Below are 19,311 nucleotides of genomic sequence, written 5' to 3'. Positions count from 1 at the left end.
TATTTACAAATACTAATCTTTATGGAAGATTGTTTTTGAAAAAATCAATTTACTTTATTTGGAAAATAATTTTAACTAGCACAACAGATTGAATTAGAAAATAAGTAAGGAGTATATAATAAACGTTATATACTCCTTATTTATTTTGAAAATGCACTTTTATATAATGATTTATTAAAAAATGGAAATACTAATTATCATAATAAAAGGTTAGAAGGGGTATATATGAAGCTTAATAAAAATATAAATAATATACAAAATAAAGATATCCTTCAAGGTTTATCAAAAGATGAAGTAGATAAACGCATAAAAGAAGGTAATTATAATAAAGCTATAGATAGTGTTTCAAAAACAACTCAGGAGATAGTAATAGATAATGTATTTACCTTTTTTAACTTATTAAATCTTGTACTTGCAATACTTATAATTATTGTAAAATCCTATGAAAATGCATTATTTATGGGAATAGTAATATCAAACACTGTGATAGGTATAATACAAGAGGTAAGAGCTAAGAAAACTATAGACAAATTGTCCTTAGTATCAGCATCTAAGGCAAAGGTAATAAGAGAATCTAAGGAAGTTGAAGTAAATACGGAAGATATAGTATTAGATGATATTATAAAGTTTTCAAGTGGAGATGAAATAAGTGTAGACTCTATAGTTTTACAGGGAAGTGTAGAAGTAAATGAATCTTTACTAACTGGAGAAGTCGATGAAATATTAAAAGTAGAAGGAGATACATTATTATCAGGAAGTTTTATAGTATCAGGTACTTGTTATGCAAAAGCAGATAAGGTAGGAGAACATAGCTATGCATCTAAAATAACAAAAGAAGTAAAAAAGAGAAAAAAAGTAAACTCTGAGATTATGAAATCTCTTGATAAAATAATTAAATATATAGCAATAATTATAGTTCCAATAGGATTGATACTGTTTCTTAAACAAATGTATGTATTAAATTATGGATTTAAAAAATCTATAGTAAGTACAGTTGCCGCAATTATAGGTATGATTCCAGAGGGACTTTATTTACTTACAAGTATATCTTTAGCGGTATCAGTTATAAGATTAGGAAAACGAAAAATATTAGTTCAAGAGCTTCATTGTATAGAAACTCTAGCTCGTGTGGATATGATATGTCTTGACAAAACAGGGACAATAACAGAAGGTAAAATGGAAGTTCGAGAGATTATAATACTAGATGATAAATATAATGATGAAAATATAAACAAGATAATAGGAGCGATAACTCATACATTAGATGATGAAAATTCAACTTTTAATTCACTTAGAAGATATTTCAAAGAAAATCCAAACTGGGAATACAAAAATAAAGTGCCTTTTTCATCTGAAAGAAAATGGAGTGGTGTTTCTTTTAAAGAAGAAGGAAGTTTTGTAATAGGTGCACCCGAATTTGTATTAAATGAAAAATATATAAGTATAAAAAATAAAGTAGAAGAATATTCATCAAAAGGATATAGAGTGCTTTTATTATCTAAGTATAATAAGTATTTAGCTAATGATAAATTAGACGATGATATAGAAAAAATCGCACTTATTATAATAGAAGATAAAATACGTGACAATGTAGAAAAAACATTTGAATTCTTTGAAAAGCAAGGAGTTAAAATAAAAGTAATATCTGGAGATAATCCTGTTACGGTATCAGAAATAGCAAAAACTGCAGGTATTAAAAATGCAGATAAATATGTAGATGCTTCAACTCTTAACAACAAAGATGATATAAATATAGCAGTAGATAAGTATACTGTATTTGGAAGGGTAAGGCCAGAACAAAAAAGAGAGATTATAAATTCTCTTAAAGAGAAAGGTCATACAGTAGCTATGACAGGTGATGGAGTAAACGATGTATTAGCTCTTAAAGATAGTGATTGTAGTATAGCTATGGCATCAGGTAGTGATGCAGCCCGTAGAACATCACAGCTTGTACTTACGGATTCGAATTTTAAATCTATGCCTAGTGTTGTAAAGGAAGGACGTAGGGTTATTAATAATATAGAAAAAAGTGCATCATTATTTTTAGTTAAGACTATATATTCATTTTTACTTTCTATATTATATCTTATTATAATGAAACCTTATCCATTTGTACCGATACAATTAACGCTTATAAGTACATTGACTATTGGGATACCTTCATTTTTCTTTGCGCTTGAATCTAATAACAATAGGATAAAAAAAGGATTTTTAAGAAATATAATAAAAAGAGCGCTAGCAGGGGCATTGACTATAGTAATAAATATATTATGCGTTGTATTTATATCATATAAAATAAATATACCTCAGAGTCAAGTATCAAGTATATCTGCTATATTAACTGGATTTACAGGTTTAGTTATTTTGTATAGAGTAAGTATTCCGTTTAATAGTCAAAGGAAACTTTTATTTGCATTTATGACGATATTATTTTTCTCAATTGTAATATTATTTGGAGAAAGATTAATGATATATAGACTGAGTTTTGTACAAATTGTTATATTAGCAATCTTTATGATAATAACACCTATAACTATAAAAATTATATCTAGTATTATAGATAAGATAAAAATACTAAATAGGGAATAGGAAAATCAAATATAGTATTACTAAAAGAGTGTATTAAAAGATTTATTAAGATACCTTAAATTAATATAATAATTTATAATATATTTAATTTTTATTATTATACTTTTCTAGATGACAATAAGTCAATATCAGTAAATATGCAATTAAGAAGTAGAAAAAATGAACTAGAATAATTAAATATGTTTAAAGTTAAATGGGAAAATTTTATTATTAACTTTCCCATTTTTTAGCTTATTTAAAGAATTATCTAACAAGACCAACATTTTCAATGAATTTAAAATTCTTCTCATCTACTAAGATATTAAATAATTCATCATTATTATATTTGAAGAAGTTATTTAAGCAATAGTTTAAATCATCTTCTAATTTATCGTATTCGTTATACATATCAAGTGGAGTAGAGTACATTATCATCTCTTCTCTAATCTTATCTAAATCAACAAAGTCATGAGCAAAAGAAATATCTAATTCATTTTTTAAAATCATATCTTTAATAACTGAGACTAATTCAGATTTATTAGAAAATGCTATAGTTAATTTATTAGTGTTGTAAAAATCAATTATACTTTTATTTATATCTTCATAAATATTTTCTAAATTATTATCAATAAACTCGTGGAAGTTTTCTTTATTAAAAGATTCATAAACATCTTTTATGATTAAATTATTTATATGCTCCTTCCAAAGGATAGTAGCAAATTTAGAATCACTTTCATATTCAAGCTTATTACCTAAAGCATCATAAATCTTAGGATAATAATTATTTTTATGTTTTGATACATTACATCTAAAGAAGTATCCATCTTTTTCTTTAGGTAATGAATCTTTTATAAATTCCTCTATTTCGCTTCCTAGATAAACATTGAAAGATTTAAATCTATCTTTATAAGATTTTATATCTTTTAAATCTATGGTTGAAATGTTATTTTCACAAGCTAACTCAAATATCTTTCTTTGATATATTTTGTTTAATATATTATCAATTTCTAAATTATAATTAAATTCCATTAAAGGCCTCCTAAATTAAAAAGTTATATAATATTAAATTAACTAGCACAACAGATTAAATTAAAAACTGGGAACTCTATAAATAATATTAGCAAAGTGGATTGTCTACATTATAACTAAAAATAATGTATCATATTTAAAATTCTTACAAAATATTTATACCCAAATTATATATGTTTAAAAGTTAAATAAAAGGAAACTAAAAGTTCAGTAAAAAATAGGAAAAAGTTTACTTAAAAAGTTGGCAAACGTTTCTTATAGTGGTATAATAAACTTATAAAAGGGGATAAAATAAAAAATGGAGGAGATATATGAACAAATTAACGTTTAGAGAAAAGTACTCTTATGGAATAGGTGCTTTAGGAAAAGATTTAGCATATGCAATAGTATCAACATATTTAATGGTTTACTTTACAGATGCAGTTGGATTAAATCCAGCATTTGTAGGAACATTATTCTTGGTAGCAAGACTTTGGGATGCAGTAAACGATCCAGCTATGGGGATGCTAGTTGACAATACTAGAAGTAAATTTGGAAAATTTAGACCATGGATATTTATAGGTACAGTATTAAATGCACTTGTTATAGTATTCTTATTTAGAAAACCAGATTTAGAAGGTTTACCACTATATGCGTATTTCTCAATTATGTATATATTATGGGGGATGACATATACAATAATGGATATACCGTATTGGTCAATGATACCATCTTTAACTAGTAGCAAAGAAGAAAGAGAGCAGGTAGCAGTAATACCAAGAATATTTGCAAGTACAGCTTGGCTTATAATGGGAACATTTGGACTTTCAATAATTAAAAAACTTGGTAACGGAAATGTAGTAAAAGGTTACTCGGCATTTGCTGTAGTTATAGCTGTAGTATTTGTAATAGCCACAATAATAACTTGTTTAAATGTTAAAGAAAGAGTTGAAACACCTAAAAATGCTGAGAAAGTATCATTTAAACAAACTTTAAATATAATAAGAAAAAATGATCAATTAGTAGTATTTATTGGAATTGTTTTAGGTATGAACTTAATTATGCAAATATCAGGTAGTATGGCTATTTATTACTTTACATATGTTGTAGGCAAAGAAAGTTTATTCTCAGTATATCAAGCATTTGCTGGTATAGCAGAAATATCAGGTCTTGTATTACTACCTATATTAACTAAGAAAATCGGTAGAGAAGATGTATTTAAATTCGGAAGTATATTACCAATAGCAGGATTTTTATTATTATTTGTAGCTGGAATAGTTGCACCTCAAAATGCTTTATTTATAGGAATGGCAGGAGCAATATTAAAATTAGGAAGTGGATTCTTATTAGGTTCTACAACTATAATGCTTGCAGATGTTGTTGATTATGGAGAATTTAAATTAGGAACTAGAAATGAAAGTATAGTATTCTCAGTGCAAACATTATTGGTTAAAGGTGCATCTGCAGTAGCTGGATGGTTAGTAGGTGTTGGTTTATCTTTAGTAGGATATGTAGCAGGGGAAGCTCAAAGTGCAACAACTATACTTGGAATGAGAGTAATAATGATATGGATACCTATAGTTTGTGCAGTTGTAATGTATGCTATATACAAATCTAAGTACAAAATAAATGGTAAATTCCATGATGAAATGTTAGTAGAATTAGAAAAAAGAAAAAAAGTTAATGATGCTATATAGATAAAAATAGGCTGTCTCAAAATAAAATTTAGTAGTTTCTCTATTGAATAGGTTAGTTTGAGATGGCTTTTTAATTATAAAAAATAATTAAACTATAAATATAAAATTAGTAAAATTTTTAGTAAAAAATTAGTAAAAATACTTACAAAGAAAACGATATTTGTTATTATATATTTAAGAAGAAATTTAAACTATTGGGAGGAATACAAATGTATTTAGGAGTAGATTACTATCCAGAACACTGGGATAAGAATATGATAGATGAAGATCTAGATAACATATTAGAACTTAACTGCAATGTTATAAGAATTGGGGAGTTTGCATGGCATATGATGGAAAGTACTGAAGGAAGCTTTGACTTTTCATATTTTGATAGAGTAATAGAAAAAGCTAAACAAAAAGGGCTTAAGGTTATCTTTGGTACACCAACAGCTACAATGCCAGCTTGGCTAGCTAATAAGTATCCAGAAGTTTTAAGTGAAGATGAATTTAATAATAAAAGAGTATTTGGTGGAAGAAGACAATATTGTTTTAATAGTAAAACGTATTATAAATACTCAGAAATAATAATAAGAGAGTTAGCTAATCATTATAAAAATGAAGAAAGTATAGTTGCATGGCAAATAGATAATGAATTTGGTCATGAAGGTAGCGATTTATGTTACTGTGATTTATGTAAAAAAGAATTTAATGAATACTTAAAAGAAAAGTATGATAATGATATAAATAAATTAAATGAAACTTGGGGAACGATATTTTGGTCTCAAACGTACAACACATTTGAAGAAATACCACTTCCAAAGCCAACTATAACAACTCATAATCCATCACTTCGTATGGAACATGAAAGATTTAGAAGTGTAAGTATAGAAAAGTATGCAAAATTCCAAGTTGATTTATTAAAAGAAATATTAGGGAAAGATTCTGTAATTATACATGATTTCTCTGGAGGATACTTTGATAAGAGTTATGACTTTTCCAAAGTAGGAAAGCATATGGATGTAGTTGCATACAATAACTATCCAGTATGGGGTGGTCAAAAAGAACCAATTCCTGCATGGGAAATAGCTTGTGGCCTTGATTATATGAGAGGAATAAAGGGTCAAAACTTCTGGATAACAGAAGCTATAATGGGAGCTCAAGGACATGATGTTATAGGATATTTACCAAGACCAAGACAAGCTAAAATGTGGTCATATCAAGGGATAGCTCATGGATGTAGTTCTCTTATGTACTTTAGATATAGAGGAGCAACTAAGGGTGCAGAACAATACTGCTACGGTATAATAGACCAGGATAATGTAAAAAGAAGAAAGTTCTATGAAGTTCAAAGTTTCTTTAAGGAAATGAAGGAAAATGAAGCTTTAACTCAAAGTGAAGTTAAATCAGATGTAGCGGTAGTTTATGATTATGAATCTATGGCAAGTTTTAGAATACAAAGACAAAGTTTCTTAATGGATTATAAGCAAGAAGTATATAGATTATACAGACCATTTTATAAGAAAAATATAAATATGGATGTTATACCAAGTGATTCTGATTTTGATAAATATAAAGTCCTTTTACTACCAGTTATGATAGTACATAAAAAAGAAGTTCAAGATAAAGTAAGAAAATTTGTATCAGGTGGTGGTACAGTAGTATTTACTTATAGAACTGCAGTTAAAGATTATTATAACAACTTAACATTAGGACAATTTAATCCAACATATTACACTGATTTGGTAGGAGGATATGTTGAAGAAGTTGAATCATTCCAAGATGATCAAGTAGCATTCCTTATAGGAAATGAAGAATTTGAAGGTATAAATGGAACAGCTACAGTATTTAGAGATATGCTAAAGACTACTACAGCTAAAACTTTATTTAAATATGAAGATGAATTCTTTAAAGATTTAGCAGCAGTAACTTTAAATGAATATGAAGGTGGAAAAGTTTATTACATAGGAAGTGGAGCAGACAATACTATAATGGATGCTATAATTAATAAAATAATAAATGAGTCAAAACTTGAAGTAATAGAATCTGAAGAAGGTGTTGAAGTCGTAAGAAGAAGTTTAAATGATGAAGATTATTATTTTGTTATGAATCATACTTCAGATGAAAAGAAATTTAGAAATGAAATATTAAGAGCATATGAAGCTAAAATAGTTAAAGCATAGAAGGGTAAATGGAGGATATTATGGGAATATATATAAACGATGAGAGAAAACTATTTTCTTTAACAACAGAAAATACTGAATATGCATTTTGTATAGATAATGAAGGATTAGTTAGACATTTATATTGGGGAGATAAAATAAATAGTCCAGAAGACTTTGATATACCAATGTTAACTGAAGTATCAACTAACGATCCAGTATATGAGATAACAAAGGAAGAATATCCAGTATATGGAGGTCTTAGATACAAAGAAAATTGTTTAAAGGTTAGCTTTGAAGATAAAACAAGGGATATAGTTTATAAGTATATAGGACACTGTATAAATGAAAATGAACTTGTTATAAACTTAAAAGATGCACATTATAATATAGAAATAGATTTACATTATATAGTATTAGAAGATGTTGATTTAATAGAAAGATACACTGTAGTAAAAAATAATGAAGAAAAAGATTTAGCTATAGAAAATATAGCAAGTGGACAAGTGCATATACCTCATGAAAATTTAACATTTAGAAATACTCATGGTTACTGGGGTGCAGAACAACAAATGTTTACTCAAAAAGTAAATTATGGGAAAATATATTTTGAAAATAGAAAAGGTATATCAGGTCATAACCACAATCCATACTTTATATTAGACAAAGATGCAACTGAAACTACTGGTGAGGTTTACTTTGGAGCACTAAAATTAACTGGAAACTTTAAAGGGGTAGTCGAACAAACTTCATATGGAGAAACTTTAGTTCAAATGGGGATAAATGACTTTGACTTTTTAATATATTTAGAAAATGGTCAAAGTATAGAAACTCCTCATATGGTTATAGGATATACAGACAAAGGTTTAGAATCAATGAGTCATAATATGCATGACTATGCAAACAAATACATATTAAAAAATAAAGAAATAAGACCTGTACTTTATAACTCTTGGGAGGCTATGGAGTTTAAAGTAAATGCAAAAGAACAAATAAATCTTGCAAAACTTGCAAAAGAAATAGGAACAGAGTTATTTGTTGTGGATGATGGTTGGTTTGGTGAAAGACATAGTACAAAAGATGGTTTAGGTGATTGGTATGTAAATGAAGGTAAATTCCCTAATGGTCTTGAAGAACTTATAAAAGAAGTTAAAAATATGGACATGAAGTTTGGTATATGGTTTGAGCCAGAAATGGTAAATCCTTTAACTAAATTATATAAAGAACACCCGGATTGGATATATCAATTTGACAATAGAGAAGGTAACTTATCAAGAGACCAATTTGTACTTAATATGACAAAACCTGAAGTTAAAGAATTTGTATTTAATATGTTAGATGATTACCTAACAAAATATGATATAGACTATATAAAATGGGATGCAAATAGACCTATATCAGAACCAGGAGCTAAAAACTTAGGAAAACAAGAAAGAAGCTTATGGTTAAAGCACATAGAAGCAGTATATGAAATAGTAGACAAATTAAAAGAAAAGCACTCTAATGTATTATTTGAAGCTTGTGCATCAGGTGGAGGAAGAATAGATTTAGGAATGCTTACACATTTTGATGATTTCTGGACTAGTGATAACACAGATGCATATGACAGATTATTTATACAAAATTCATACTCTCATATATACCCTATAAAGGCTATGAGAGCTTGGGTTACTGATTGCCCTAATTTCTTATCAAAGAGAGTTATACCTATGGAATTTAGATTTGATAGCTCTATGATGGGAACACTTGGAGTAGGATGTAACTTACTAAAATTAAGTGAAGAAGAATTAAATATATGTAAAGAAAAAATAGCTAAATATAAAGAGATAAGACATATAGTTCAAGAGGGTAAATTCTATAGATTACAAGGAAATTTAGTAGATAATGATTACCATATATTTGAATATGTTAATAAAGATGAAGCTTTATTATTTGTATTCTTGCCACAATCTAAAGTAGGTCATAGATTTACAACTATAAAGCTAAGAGGACTTGATGAAAATAAAAATTATAAATTTAATTTATTTGGTCAAGATGTTGTTAAATCAGGTAGATACTTAATGAATCATGGTTTAACTGTTAAACTAGAAGGTGATTACGCTAGTTTAGTTCTTTATATAAAAGAAGTTTAATAATAAGAGGATATCCAATGGATATCCTTTTTATTATTATAATATAAAAAATATAAAGTAAGTATTAAATTCTAAAATATCAATTTTCATATATGAATTAATAATATATTTAATATGTTTCAAAGAGTTTATTAAAAATATAAAAAATATATAAAAACTTTAAATAAATAAATGAACTGGCAAAAAATAGATGATATATTTAGAAAACTATAGATATGAGATAAATATACAAATCGTATTTTAAATATTCGATTATTAAATATATTTTAAATTGTTTGACAATTGAAAGAAGATAATATATTATTAACATATAGAAATAATTTTTTACGTTATAAATTACGTTATATATAAAAAGGGGGAATAAAAATGAACAGTTCAGTAGCACAAAAAACTGAGAAAAAAACATTTATTCAAAAATTTCTAGACTTTGTGGAAATTGGGGGAAATAAGCTTCCACATCCTGTAACATTATTTGCTATGTTATGTGTTGCGATAGCTATAATATCAGCAATAGCAGCTAGCATGGGGTTATCAGTAGAAGCGGATATATTAAATAGAACAACAAATGAAATAGAAACAACAGTAGTATCTGCAGTATCGTTACTTAATGGTGAAGGATTTTCGTATATGCTTGAAAATGCAGTATCTAATTTTACAAGCTTTGCACCACTTGGGGTTGTTTTAGTTGGTATGTTAGGTATAGGTATAGCAGAAAGTTCAGGATACATAGGAACATTACTTAAGAAGGTAGTTAGTATAACTCCATCTAAATTAATAGTTCCAATGGTAGTATTTTTAGGTATAATGTCAAACGTTGCATCAGATGCAGGGTATGTAATACTTATACCACTTGGTGCATTAGTATTTATGGCTTATGGAAGACATCCACTTGCAGGTATAGCAGCAGCATTTGCTGGAGTATCTGGAGGATTTAGTGCAAACTTACTTATAGGAACAATAGATCCAATGCTTGCAGGTATAACTAATGAAGCTGCACATATATTAGATCCAACAGTAAATATTACACCAACTGCAAACTACTTATTCATGGTTGTATCAACATTTTTAATAACTATACTTGGGACTATATTAACTACTAAAGTTATAGAGCCAAGACTTGGAAAGTATGAAGGTAGTGTAGACAAAGGTTCTGATTTACAAAATATAAGTGATAAAGAAAAGAAAGCTATGACTGCTGCAAATATTACATTAATAGCAATGGTAGTTGGATTAATAGTATTAATAGTAATGCCAAACTCTTTCTTAAGAAACTTAGAAGCAGATGGCTTCTTAAATTCAATAATAGATCATTCTACATTTATGAATGGGCTTATACCAATAGTTGCACTTTTATTCTTCGTTCCATCAGTAGTTTATGGAAAAATAGCTGGGACTGTTAAAAATGAAAAAGAAGTAGCAGCTCATATGAGTAAAGCAATGAGTTCAATGGGTGGATATTTATGTTTAGCATTCGTTGCATCTCAATTTATAAGTTACTTTAATTATACTAACTTAGGAACTATAATAGCTATTATTGGAGCAGAATTGTTACAATCTGCAAATATTGGTGCTATACCACTTCTTGTAGGATTTATAATAATAACAGCATTTATAAACTTATTTATGGGGTCAGCTTCAGCTAAATGGGCTATAATGGCACCAGTATTTATACCAATGTTTATAAAGTTGAATATTGATCCTGCTGCAGTTCAAACTGCATATAGAATAGCAGATAGTTCAACTAATATAATATCACCACTTATGAGTTATTTTGCAATGGTTATAGTATTTACTCAAGTGTATGATAAAAAATCTGGTATAGGAACTATAACATCTATGATGTTACCTTACTCTATGACTTTCTTAGTAGCTTGGACAGTAATGTTTATAATATGGATGGTAGCTGGAATACCTTTTGGATTCTAGTAAATATATTAAAGTGTCTAATAAATAGGCACTTTTTTTATGTTTAAGGATATTAAATTAATCTATTGTGCTAGTTATTTTACTAAATATATTGAAATTACTATATAAAGTTTTCTAACTATCAAAATATATTTTATTAAACTCTAGTATTTTCAGCGATTATATTTAACTAGCACAACGAGTTAAATTATAAAAATATATAGATGAATATAAAAAAATTTATAACTATATAAGATGATCAAGAAAATATAAAATATTAGGTTTTATGATTAGATTAAAAAGAATTTAGCTACACATATAGTTTAATCATAATATGTATGATAAAATAATAGATTAATAAATCTAATATAAAAGAGGTAGTTATATGAACTATAAATTTGGGCTTCCTGTTGAAATAATATTTAAATGTGGGGCAGTTAAAAATATAAACAAAGTAATAAAAGATAATAATTTTAAAAAAGGAATACTAATATCTAGTGAGAGATTTATAAATAGTGAATATGGACAAGAGATTTTACAGCTATTAAGTGAAAATGTAAAAAACATACATTTTGGAATAAGCATAAATCCCACAATAGAAGATGTAGAAAGAACAACTAAAGCTATAAAAGAAAGTGATGCAGATTTTGTTATAGCTTTAGGTGGAGGAAGTATACTAGATTGTGCAAAGATATCTTCTTGTATGGCAGCTATGGATACTAACATAAGATATTTCCTAGAAAATAAATTAGAGATTAATAAAAATATACCTGTAATAGCATTACCTACAACCTCAGGTACAGGAAGTGAAGTTACTAGTGTTTCTGTTATAAGTGATACACATACTGAAGATAAATTCCCTATAAAATCATATTATCTATATCCTAAAATAGCAATAATTGATCCAGAGTTAACACTTACAGTACCTAAAAAGGTTACAGCTAGTTCAGGTATAGATGTATTATCACATGCATTAGAATCTTATTATAGTAAAAATAATAATCCTATATCAGATATTTTAGCTATAGAATCAGTAAAGATTGTTATGAATAATTTAAAAAATGCAGTTAATAACCTTGATAATATAGAATATAGAGAAAATATGTGCCAAGCATCATTATTAGCGGGAATGGCTTTCTCTGTTACAGGAACGGCTGCATGTCATGGAATATCATATCCATTAACTAGTAAGTATAATATACCTCATGGTGAAGCATGTGGTATTACTCAAGATAAAGTATTATTATTAAATTCAAAAGTTGAGTTTGATAGAATTGATAAGTTAAGTAAAGATGTTGGATATGCTAATGTAGAAGAATTTGTTGATGAAATATATAAATTGAAGAAGGATATAGGTCTAGCTAATAACCTAAGAAATTATAATATAAAAAAGGATGAGTTAGAAACAATAGCTAACTTATGTACATCTTTAAATATATTTGCTAATCCGTATGAGCTTAATAAGGAAGAAATTTTAAAATTATTACAAAGTATTTATTAGAATAATGTTAATTATATAAATTAAACTAGTTTCAGAAAATAGTTTGACTATTGATAAATCAATGATATAGTTATTTTCTGAAATTTTTTACGCTTAAAGATATTATAATATTTTTAAAAATGTGGATAAATTCTGAATGTAAGTAATATCAATAAATTGGTTTTGAGCGTAAAAAAGATTTTGAAATACTTCGCCAACGTAGTGGCTCAAGCAACGGACGAAGTCGTTGGCTACATGAAGTGTTTCGATGACACATTGCTCAAGCGAAGCAAATTTTTAGAATAAAGATTTTAAAGGAGAGCGTAGATGAATATAAAACCTTTAGATATACTACATAAATATTATGGGTATACAAGTTTTAGAAAAGGACAAGAAAATATTATAACATCTATAATAAATAAAGAAGATGTACTTGCTATAATGCCAACGGGTGGTGGGAAATCTATATGTTATCAAGTTCCAGCTCTTTGCTTAGATGGAATAACTATAGTTATTTCTCCATTAATCTCACTTATGAAAGACCAAGTTGATGCATTAAATACTATGGGAATTAAAGCTTCTTTAATAAACAGTTCCTTATCCAATAGTGAATATAGTAAAGTTTTAGAAGAAATAGAAAATGATGAATGTAAAATAATATACATAGCACCAGAAAGACTGGATAGTATGGAATTTGTAAATATAATAAGAGGAAAAAATATAAGTCAAGTTGCAATAGATGAAGCTCACTGTGTTTCTCAATGGGGGCATGACTTTAGAGTAAGTTATAAAAAAATACCATACTTTATAAATAGATTAGATAAAAGACCTATAGTTACTGCATTTACAGCAACTGCGAGTAATGAAGTTAGAGAGGATATTGTAAATATACTAGATTTACACAAACCAGCTATTTATATAACTGGATTTGATAGAGAGAATTTATCTATAAATATAGTAAAGTCATCATCTAAAAATAAATATACACTAGATTATGTAGAAAATCATAAAAATGAGAGTGGAATAATATATGCTTCAACTAGAAAAGAAGTAGAAAGTATATATGAAGGCTTACTAAAAAGAAATTATTCAGTAGCTAAATACCATGCAGGGCTTTCAAATGAAGCAAGAAAAGAGTATCAAGAAAACTTTATAAATGATGATATAAAGATAATGGTAGCTACAAATGCATTTGGTATGGGAATAGATAAGCCAAATATTAGATGGGTACTTCACTATAATATGCCACAAAGTATAGAAAACTATTACCAAGAAATAGGTAGAGCGGGAAGAGATGGAGAGGATAGTGAGTGTGTATTATTATTTTCACCAGGAGATGTTCACACTCAAAAATATTTAGTTGAAGTTGGGATTGAAAATCCTGAAAGAAAGAGAGTTCAATATAAAAAGCTCCAACAAATGGTAGACTTAGTTTACTCAAATACTTGTTATAGAAAAAGTATATTAAACTATTTTGGAGAACCTTTTTTAGAAGACTGTAACAATTGTAGCAACTGCTTAAATGAAGGTGAAGTAGTAGATAAAACACTAGATGCTCAAAAAGTTATATCTTGCATTGCTAGAATGAAAAGAAGTTTTGGTGCTACTATGATAATAGATGTTTTAAGAGGTTCTAAAAATAAGAAAGTATTAGACCTTGGATTTGATACTTTAACAACTTATGGAATTATGAAAAATTATTCTAATGAAGATTTAAAAACCTTTATAAATACATTAGTATCACATGGTTTTTTAGATGTAGTAGAGAATATAGGGCCAAGAGGAAGTTTTCCTACTATAAAATTAAATGAACAATCTTTAAAAGTAATAAAACAAGAAATTAAAGTTGAATTTAAAGAGGATAAGGTTACTAAATCAAGATATGTGGAAAATGAGCTATATGAAATGTTAGTTTCTTTAAGAGGTGAAATAGCTAAAGAAGAAGGAGTAGCACCATATATGGTATTTGGAGATGCAACTCTTAAGAATATGACAAGTTCTTATCCTATAAATAAAGAAGAAATGCTTAATATATCAGGGGTTGGAGAAATTAAATACGAAAAGTATGGTAGGAAGTTTGAAGAGATAATTGAAAAATATATAAAAGAAAAAAATATAGACAAATCTAAGCTCAATAAGGTGTCGGGAAATACGACGGGGTTAAATAGTGATTATTTTAATGTAACTACAGATAAAAAGCTATATGAAAGACTTAGGGAATATAGGCTTAGTGTATCAAAATTAGAAGGTGTACTTCCTTATATGGTACTAAGTAGTAACAGTTTAAAAGAGATAAGTGGAAGATATCCATTAGATGAAGAGCAATTAAAGGATATAGGTGGAGTAGGTCCTGTTAAGATAAATAAATATGGAGAAGATATTATAAATATAGTTAAAGAATATATAAAAGAAAATAATATAACTCCTAAATGGGAAGAGAAAAAAAGGCTAAAGCTAGTAATAGACGGAGATAGTAGAAAAAATGAGGAAATAGCTTTAGACTTATTAAATCAAAATAAAGATATAAATGAAGTAGTAGATGAATTAGAAATATCAGTGTCTACAGTACTGGGATATGTTTGTGATTATATAAAACTTGGAAATCGTATAAATTTTGATATAGATTTAAAATGTATGTATACTGAAAATGAAAAAGAAATGATATTAGATGCGATATCTAGGTTTGGAGATGAAAAGGTAAGTGTTATTAAAAAGGTAATGCCAGATTATGTTAAATATGAAAGCATAAGAGCTGTAATACTTGAAAGATATTTAAATAAATAATTAATTAAACACCCACCCTCCCTCACGTTTTGTTATGGAGGGTGGGCGTTTAATTATAAAATAAAACTTTACTAAATTCTAGGAAAACGTTGATATAGATTATATGTAATGATATTATTATTTTGAGGGAAAATATAGAATTAAAAAGTAAATTTTATTAAAATAGTGGTAAAGATAATCGTTAAAAAAGATTATTATCTATTATGATAATATATACCTTTAAACTCATATGAAGAAGGAGGAACTTCATGTAACAAAGAATGTTTATATAGATAAAATCATATGAATATTTTTATACGTGAAAGGGGAGAAAATTTATGAAATTTAAATATGAAAAACCACAAAATGGATACCCTGAGTGGAATAATAATCCACAAATAGTATCTTTAAATATGAATAAACCTCATAGTGATTTTGTAAGCTATGAAACTAAAGAACAAGCAATAGAAGGAATAAAAGAAAATTCTTCAAGGTATATATCGCTAAATGGAAAATGGAAATTTAACTTTTGTAAAGATATAGAGAGTATACCAGAAGATTTTTATGAAATAAATTATAACAATGATTCATGGGATGAAATTGATGTTCCATCAAATTGGCAAATAAAGGGGTATGGAATACCACAATATACAAATCTTATATATCCATGGACTGGAAGAGAAGATATAAAACCACCGTTTGCACCTGTTAAAATAAATGAAGCAGGATGTTATGTAAAGTATATAGATATAACTAAGGAACAATTAAATAAAAAAGTATTAATAAATTTCCAAGGGGTAGAGTCATGCTTTTATCTATATGTAAATGGAGAAATAGTTGGGTTTAGCAAAGATTCATTCTCCCCATCTGAGTTTGATATAACTGATTACTTAGTAGAAGGTAAAAATAAAATAGGTGTAAAAGTATACAGATGGTGTGATGCAAGTTGGTTAGAAGATCAAGACTTTTGGAGATTAAGTGGTATATTTAGAGATGTTTACTTAGAGATAAAAAATAAAACTCATATAGTAGATTTTAGAGTAGACTCAAATCTTACAGATGATTATAAAGATGGGACTTTTAGTACTAAAGTAAAAGTAGTTGGTATAGGAAATTACAATATAAAATTAGAATTATATGATAAAGAAAATATAATATATTCTAGTAAAAAAGAAGTTACTGTAGATGGAAAAGCAAATCTACATTTTAATACTATAATAGATAATCCAAGAAAATGGAGTGCAGAACAACCAAACTTATATAAAGTAATAATAAGTTTAGAAAATGAAAATAATGAAGTAATAGAATATGTAAGTTGTGATACAGGATTTAGAAGATTTGAAATAAAAGAAAATGTAATGCACATAAATGGAAAACGTATACTATTTAATGGTGTTAACAGACATGAATTTGATAGTGAAATGGGAAGAGCTATAAATAAAGAGATAATGGAAAAAGATATAAAAATAATGAAGCAGTTTAATGTTAATGCTCTAAGAACTTCTCATTATCCAAATAATCCATATATGTATGATTTATGTGATAAATATGGATTATATGTAATAGATGAAGTAAATCTAGAAACTCATGGCACATGGAAGTATGGACAAAAAGAAGAAGAAGGTGCACTTCCAGGAAGTAAATCAGAGTGGACAGATGCTGTGTTAGCAAGATGTAAATCTATGTTTGAAAGAGATAAAAATCATCCATCTATAATAATATGGTCATTAGGAAATGAGTCTTTTGGAGGAGAAAACTTCAGAAAAATGTACAGATTCTTTAAAGATAATGATAAATCTAGAATAGTACATTATGAAGGAATATTTCATCATAGAATGTATGAAGATGTATCAGAGATAGAAAGTCAAATGTACACAAGACCTTGGGAAATAGAAGAATATGCAAAAAATAATCCTAAAAAACCTCATATAATGTGTGAATATACACATTCTATGGGAAATTCAAATGGTAATTTAGATGCATATTATAAATTATTTAGGCAATATGATGTTTTACAAGGTGGATTTGTATGGGACTTTAAAGACCAAGCAATTCTTAAAAAAGAAGGAGATATAAGTTATTTAGCTTATGGAGGAGATTTTGGAGATTTCCCAAATGATTATGATTTTAGTGGAAATGGATTAGTATTTGCTGATGGAGAAGTAACACCTAAATTCTATGAGATTAAATACTGGTATGCAGATGTATTATTTGAAGATGTAAAAGAAGGTTTAGTTAAGATAAAAAATGATTATTTATTCAATAATTTAAATAGATATGACATATTCATAACTACAACTAAAAATGGTGAGTTTGTAGATGAAAAATGTGTAAATATAGATTTAGAGCCTGGACAAACTTATGGACTAGAATATGATGTGGTACAAAAAAGATACAAAGGTGAGGAATACATAGTTACATTTACAGTTAAAGAAAAGAATGAAACAATGTATGCATCTAAAGGTCATGAAATAAAACATCATCAAGTTGTATTAAAACCAAATACATTACAAATAGAAAGAGAAGAAAATACTAATAAAGTTAATATAAATGAAGAAGACAAATTGATAACATTATCTACAGAAAAAGTAAAAGTATCTTTATCAAAGGAAAGTGGACTTTTAGAACAGTATATAGTAAATGGTGAAAATATACTAAAAGAAGAATCAAGACCATATTTTTGGAGATCAAGCACTAATAATGATAGAGGATTTAAAAATGAAATAGATGCAGTTAGTTGGAGAAATCCAAAGATGAATTTAGTAAACATTAAAATAGAAAACTATATTAATTTAGTTAATTTAGTAGTAGATATAGAATTAGATAATAATAGTACAGTAACATATGTATACTCATTAGATAGTAATTCTAAACTAAAAGTACAACAAATATTAAATCCAAATAGAGATTTAGCTAAAATACCTGTAATAAGTGATATGTTTATACTTAAAGAAGAATTTAAAAATATAACTTATTATGGTAGAGGAGAAATAGAAAATTACTGGGATAAATATAAGAGTGCTAAGGTAGGGTTATACGAAGATATAGTAACTGAAAAAATGGTAAATTATCTTCAACCTCAAGAAAATGGTGCTAAAACTGATGTAAGATATTTAGAAATAAAAAATGAAAAAGGAGAAGGAATAAAAATAAGTGGAGTTCCTACTTTTGAGTTTAATATATCTAAATATCATCCAGAAGATGTAGAAATAGCAGATCATTTCTATAAATTAAAGCCATTAGATGCAACTGTATTAAGAATAATATACAAACAAATGGGAGTAGGAGGAGATGATAGCTGGAGAGCATTACCTCATCCGGAGTATATTTTAAATCCTAATAAAATTTATACTTTAACGTATGAAATAAAACCAATATAAATATTTATAAAGAGCATATCCTTCTAAATTATGAAGGATATGCTCTTTTACGCTTATAGTAAATTATAATATATTAAAAAGTAAGATGAATTTCTGAATTTGAGTAATATAAATAAATTGCTTTTCACCATAAAAAATATTTTGAAATTCATTATTAATACAGGGACTTAATCACTGGATTAAGTTATTGGCAAGAGAAAAGATAGCATCCATATGTAAATTAAAGTGATTTACTTA

The 19,311-nt window shown here is 27.1% G+C and carries 9 protein-coding genes; 8 read left to right on the top strand and 1 reads right to left on the bottom strand.

Going from position 1 to position 19,311, the window contains the following annotated elements:
* Positions 1-225: 225 nt before the first annotated feature.
* The gene (locus CRIB_RS07415; protein WP_180701757.1) at positions 226-2,589 is read left to right on the top strand and encodes a cation-translocating P-type ATPase; all 2,364 of its coding nucleotides are present in this window, start codon (positions 226-228) and stop codon (positions 2,587-2,589) included.
* A gap of 243 nt (positions 2,590-2,832) precedes the next feature.
* On the opposite strand, the gene CRIB_RS07410 is transcribed toward CRIB_RS07415, so the two are convergent.
* Positions 2,833-3,597 carry a hypothetical protein gene (locus CRIB_RS07410; RefSeq protein ID WP_180701756.1) on the bottom strand — a complete coding sequence of 255 codons (765 nt, stop codon included), beginning with the start codon at positions 3,595-3,597 and terminating at the stop codon, positions 2,833-2,835.
* A gap of 311 nt (positions 3,598-3,908) precedes the next feature.
* Here CRIB_RS07410 and melB point away from each other — a divergent pair, with 311 nt between their 5' ends.
* From melB to CRIB_RS07375, 7 genes are all read left to right on the top strand, one after another.
* Positions 3,909-5,273, top strand: coding sequence for a melibiose:sodium transporter MelB (melB, locus tag CRIB_RS07405; protein WP_180701755.1), 1,365 nt, complete (start codon positions 3,909-3,911; stop codon positions 5,271-5,273).
* A 209-nt stretch (positions 5,274-5,482) separates the two neighbouring features.
* Positions 5,483-7,435: a beta-galactosidase gene (locus tag CRIB_RS07400; RefSeq protein ID WP_180701754.1), complete on the top strand. Its 1,953-nt coding sequence runs from the start codon at positions 5,483-5,485 to the stop codon at positions 7,433-7,435.
* A 20-nt stretch (positions 7,436-7,455) separates the two neighbouring features.
* A complete protein-coding gene (locus CRIB_RS07395) occupies positions 7,456-9,546 on the top strand; it encodes an alpha-galactosidase (protein ID WP_180701753.1) in 2,091 nt (696 codons plus the stop codon).
* 366 nt (positions 9,547-9,912) lie between these two features.
* Complete coding sequence (locus tag CRIB_RS07390; protein WP_180701752.1) at positions 9,913-11,472, top strand: AbgT family transporter; 1,560 nt, start codon at positions 9,913-9,915, stop codon at positions 11,470-11,472.
* A 364-nt stretch (positions 11,473-11,836) separates the two neighbouring features.
* Entirely contained in the window at positions 11,837-12,952 is a 1,116-nt protein-coding gene (locus CRIB_RS07385) for an iron-containing alcohol dehydrogenase family protein (RefSeq protein WP_180701751.1), read from the top strand.
* A gap of 306 nt (positions 12,953-13,258) precedes the next feature.
* Positions 13,259-15,715, top strand: a complete 2,457-nt coding sequence (gene recQ, locus CRIB_RS07380; protein ID WP_180701750.1) for a DNA helicase RecQ — start codon at positions 13,259-13,261, stop codon at positions 15,713-15,715.
* Between the two features lie 317 nt (positions 15,716-16,032).
* Positions 16,033-19,074: a glycoside hydrolase family 2 TIM barrel-domain containing protein gene (locus CRIB_RS07375; protein ID WP_180701749.1), complete on the top strand. Its 3,042-nt coding sequence runs from the start codon at positions 16,033-16,035 to the stop codon at positions 19,072-19,074.
* The last annotated feature ends 237 nt before the right edge of the window (positions 19,075-19,311 follow it).

The organism is Romboutsia ilealis (assembly GCF_900015215.1).
Taxonomy (GTDB): Bacteria; Bacillota; Clostridia; order Peptostreptococcales; family Peptostreptococcaceae; genus Romboutsia; species Romboutsia ilealis.
Note: the sequence above shows the minus strand (reverse complement) of the source record. Positions and strands in the feature narration are given on the sequence as shown.

Excerpts from the sequence above, each read along its gene's own strand:
- CRIB_RS07415 (WP_180701757.1), top strand. The coding sequence starts at position 226 with ATGAAGCTTAATAAAAATATAAATAATATACAAAATAAAGATATCCTT.
- CRIB_RS07410 (WP_180701756.1), bottom strand. The coding sequence starts at position 3,597 with ATGGAATTTAATTATAATTTAGAAATTGATAATATATTAAACAAAATA.
- melB (WP_180701755.1), top strand. The coding sequence starts at position 3,909 with ATGAACAAATTAACGTTTAGAGAAAAGTACTCTTATGGAATAGGTGCT.
- CRIB_RS07400 (WP_180701754.1), top strand. The coding sequence starts at position 5,483 with ATGTATTTAGGAGTAGATTACTATCCAGAACACTGGGATAAGAATATG.
- CRIB_RS07395 (WP_180701753.1), top strand. The coding sequence starts at position 7,456 with ATGGGAATATATATAAACGATGAGAGAAAACTATTTTCTTTAACAACA.
- CRIB_RS07390 (WP_180701752.1), top strand. The coding sequence starts at position 9,913 with ATGAACAGTTCAGTAGCACAAAAAACTGAGAAAAAAACATTTATTCAA.
- CRIB_RS07385 (WP_180701751.1), top strand. The coding sequence starts at position 11,837 with ATGAACTATAAATTTGGGCTTCCTGTTGAAATAATATTTAAATGTGGG.
- recQ (WP_180701750.1), top strand. The coding sequence starts at position 13,259 with ATGAATATAAAACCTTTAGATATACTACATAAATATTATGGGTATACA.
- CRIB_RS07375 (WP_180701749.1), top strand. The coding sequence starts at position 16,033 with ATGAAATTTAAATATGAAAAACCACAAAATGGATACCCTGAGTGGAAT.